This is a genomic window from Pseudomonas sp. MF06569 (assembly GCF_059862735.1).
The window spans coordinates 1-3,329 of sequence record NZ_JCBCUZ010000066.1; the positions used below are offsets into that span (position 1 = coordinate 1).

At 60.3% G+C, this 3,329-nt stretch carries 5 protein-coding genes; 2 read left to right on the forward strand and 3 right to left on the reverse strand.

Features of this window, described 5'->3' with window-relative positions:
* Positions 1–1,162: MobA/MobL family protein (locus AC19YQ_RS24830; RefSeq protein ID WP_500596177.1), on the forward strand; the 1,162-nt coding region annotated here is incomplete at its 5' end.
* Here AC19YQ_RS24830 and AC19YQ_RS24835 read toward each other — a convergent pair.
* The 3 genes from AC19YQ_RS24835 to AC19YQ_RS24845 form a co-directional block, all read right to left on the reverse strand.
* Positions 1,159–1,992: a replication initiation protein gene (locus AC19YQ_RS24835; protein WP_212555998.1), complete on the reverse strand. Its 834-nt coding sequence runs from the start codon at positions 1,990–1,992 to the stop codon at positions 1,159–1,161. The genes AC19YQ_RS24830 and AC19YQ_RS24835 overlap by 4 nt on opposite strands.
* 456 nt (positions 1,993–2,448) lie before the next feature.
* Entirely contained in the window at positions 2,449–2,619 is a 171-nt protein-coding gene (locus tag AC19YQ_RS24840; protein WP_153338439.1) for a hypothetical protein, read from the reverse strand.
* The gene (locus AC19YQ_RS24845; RefSeq protein ID WP_094995346.1) at positions 2,616–2,873 is read right to left on the reverse strand and encodes a hypothetical protein; all 258 of its coding nucleotides are present in this window, start codon (positions 2,871–2,873) and stop codon (positions 2,616–2,618) included. Before AC19YQ_RS24845 ends, AC19YQ_RS24840 begins: the two co-directional genes overlap by 4 nt.
* A gap of 150 nt (positions 2,874–3,023) precedes the next feature.
* On the opposite strand from AC19YQ_RS24845, the gene AC19YQ_RS24850 reads away from it, so the two are divergent.
* Positions 3,024–3,329, forward strand: a 306-nt coding sequence (locus tag AC19YQ_RS24850; RefSeq protein WP_500596178.1) for a MobA/MobL family protein, incomplete at its 3' end; no start/stop codon positions are given.

Consider the following 3,329-nt stretch of genomic DNA (forward strand, 5'->3'; position numbering starts at 1 on the left):
GCGCGGCGCGCTGTGGAATGCCGCCGAACTGGCCGAGAACCGGAAGGATTCGCGGACGGCCCGCGAATGGATCGTGGCCCTGCCTGCCGAACTGGATGCTGGCCAGCGCCGGGAGTTGGCTGTTTCCTTTGGTGCCGAACTGGCCCGCCGGTACGGCGTGGCCGTGGATGTTGCTATCCACGAACCCGACCGCGAGGGCGACAACCGCAATCATCACGCGCACATCCTCACCACCACCCGGCGCGTGAGTCGAGGCGCAGCGGGCGAGCTGGTCATGGGCGACAAGTCCAGCATCGAGCTGGCCGACAAGAAACGCCGGGAGCTGGGTTTAGGCCCAGCCGCCGACGAGGTGAAGGCCATTCGGCAGTTGTGGGAGCAGACCGCCAATCGCGCCCTGGAGCGAGCGGGCAGCACCGAACGGATCGACGCCCGAAGCCTCAAGGATCAAGGTATCGACCGTGAGGCGACCACCCACCTCGGGCCAGTGGCCTCCGAGATGGAGCGCCGTGGCCGGATCAGCGATCGAGGCGACGGAAACCGGCAGGTGATGGCCAACAACGAGCAGCGCCAAGGGCTGACTGCGCAGATCATCGACCTGAAAACCGAGCGCGAGCGCCGGGCCAAGGCGCGTCAGGTTGAAGCCCTGCCCGCGGCTGATTTGGTCAAGGCATGGGATGGGCGCAAGGCTGAGTTGTATATGGGCTACCGGCAGCGGGCAGAGCGTCTAGAGTCCCGCGTCGATCAGCAGATACAGGCCATCAGCACCAAACGACGGAACGCCGAAGCCAACCATGCGAAGAAGCGTCCAGTGGAGCCAACCGGGCTGTTGGCCGCGTTCAAGCGCAGCAGCTACGAGAAGCTCATGACTGAATGGTGCGCTACCGCCAAACGCATTAAGGCGTGGAAAGTTGGGCGGGAGAACGACCTGCGTAAGCGGCTTGAGCGTGTGCGGTGCTACCTGACACCGGGCGGCGGTTTTTCTGTGCGAGACGCCGAAAGGACACTCCAGAAGGAGCGTCCTGAGTGGGCGGCGCGGCTACCGCAGGCCCGGGATGAGGTTCAGCGTGAGAAAGAGGCCAAGAAGCAGGAGCTTCTGGCCCAAAAGCGGGAGCGGCAGTCCCTGCAGAAAGGCAGGCCGGGCCGTGGTGGCCACGGCCTCTAGGCCAGATCCAGCGGCATCTGGGTTAGTCGAGCGCGGGCCGCTTCCCATGTCTCACCAGGGCGAGCCTGTTTCGCGATCTCAGCATCTGAAATCTTCCCGGCCTTGCGCTTCGCTGGGGCCTTACCCACCGCCTTGGCGGGCTTCTTCGGTCCAAAACTGAACAACAGATGTGTGACCTTGCGCCCGGTCTTTCGCTGCGCCCACTCCACCTGTAGCGGGCTGTGCTCGTTGATCTGCGTCACGGCTGGATCAAGCACTCGCAACTTGAAGTCCTTGATCGAGGGATACCGGCCTTCCAGTTGAAACCACTCTCGCAGCTGGTCAATTTCTATTTCGCGCTGGCCGATGCTGTCCCATTGCATGAGCAGCTCGTAAAGCCTGATCGCGTGGGTGCTGTCCATCTTGGCCACGTCAGCCAAGGCGTATTTGGTGAACTGTTTGGTGAGTTCCGTCAGGTACGGCAGCATGTCTTTGGTGAACCTGAGTTCTACACGGCCCTCACCCTCCCGGTAGATGATTGTTTGCACCCAGCCGGTAATCATCACACTCGGTCTTTTCCCCTTGCCATTGGGCTCTTGGGTTAACCGGACTTCCCGCCGTTTCAGGCGCAGGGCCGCTTCTTTGAGCTGGTTGTAGGAAGATTCGATAGGGACACCCGCCATCGTCGCTATGTCCTCCGCCGTCACTGAATACATCACTTCATCGGTGACAGGCTCGCTCCTCTTCACCTGGCTAATACAGGCCAGAACGATCCGCTGTTCCTGAACACTGAGGCGATACGCGGCCTCGACCAGGGCATTGCTTTTGTAAACCATTGGGGGTGAGGCCACGTTCGACATTCCTTGTGTATAAGGGGACACTGTATCTGCGTCCCACAATACAACAAATCCGTCCCTTTACAACAACAAATCCGTCCCTTCTTAACAACAAATCCGTCCCTTAATGGCAACAAATCCGTCCCTTTTTAAACTCTACAGGCCACGGATTACGTGGCCTGTAGACGTCCTAAAAGGTTTAAAAGGGAAAAGGAAGAAAAGGGTGGAAACGCAAAAAACGCACCACTACGTGGCCCCGTTGGGGCCGCATTTGTGCCCCTGAAGGGGCGGGGGAGGCGTCTGGGCAATCCCCGTTTTACCAGTCCCCTATCGCCGCCTGAGAGGGCGCAGGAAGCGAGTAATCAGGGTATCGAGGCGGATTCACCCTTGGCGTCCAACCAGCGGCACCAGCGGCGCCTGAGAGGCCTACAGAGCGGTTGGACACCAAGGGGAGGGGCTAAGACCGGTTTATCAGTCCCCTTTCCCTCGTTTCTTTCCAACGCGATAGCCCAGCAAGGCCGCCACCGTTGCCACCGTCACCCCAGCAAGCACAGCCAGTGGCGTGTAATTCACACGACGAACGCCTCGCCCCGGTTTGGTGGGCTCTGAACCATCAATCACAAACTCATCGGTTTGATTCATTGCTGCGGCTCCTGGGGCATTTTCGCCAGCTCGTACAGCAACGGAGCCAACCGCTTTTTGTCCACGTCACGGGTCACGACCTTGGCCGCCTCGTCGAGCAGCCATTTGCGGATGTTGGGCTGATGCTGGGCCGCATTGAGCAGCAGGCCGCCGAGAATGATCTTTTGCCCGTTCTCGAGCTGACGGCTTTGCTGCCGAAGTCGATTTAGCTTGGCTTCAGCTTCTGCGATTTTTTGCTCTATGGTTTGTGCCATTTTCCGGCCTCACTCAGATATGTCGTGGTACGATAACACGCAGCAAGAGAGCGAAGCGAAAGCAGCAAGTGCGCACTTACGACTCGTACCGAGTCAGCGCGCCCTGCGGGGCAAAAGCAAAAATCAGAATAAGGAGCAAAGGCCATCGCCATCTACCACGCAACCACGAAGCCGATAGCACGCAGCGCGGGACGGTCAGCCGTCGCCGCTGCTGCCTATCGTTCGGGTTCCGAGTTGGTCGATGAACGCACCGGCCTTGTCCATGACTACACCCGGAAAGGGGGTGTAGTTTCGGCCGAAATCATCGCGCCGGATGGCGGCAGTGCCGAGCGCGGCGCGCTGTGGAATGCCGCCGAACTGGCCGAGAACCGGAAGGATTCGCGGACGGCCCGCGAATGGATCGTGGCCCTGCCTGCCGAACTGGATGCTGGCCAGCGCCGGGAGTTGGCTGTTTCC

Bases quoted from the DNA above. Each gene is read 5' to 3' on its own strand.
- AC19YQ_RS24840 (WP_153338439.1), bottom strand. From the start codon at position 2,619: ATGAATCAAACCGATGAGTTTGTGATTGATGGTTCAGAGCCCACCAAA.
- AC19YQ_RS24845 (WP_094995346.1), bottom strand. From the start codon at position 2,873: ATGGCACAAACCATAGAGCAAAAAATCGCAGAAGCTGAAGCCAAGCTA.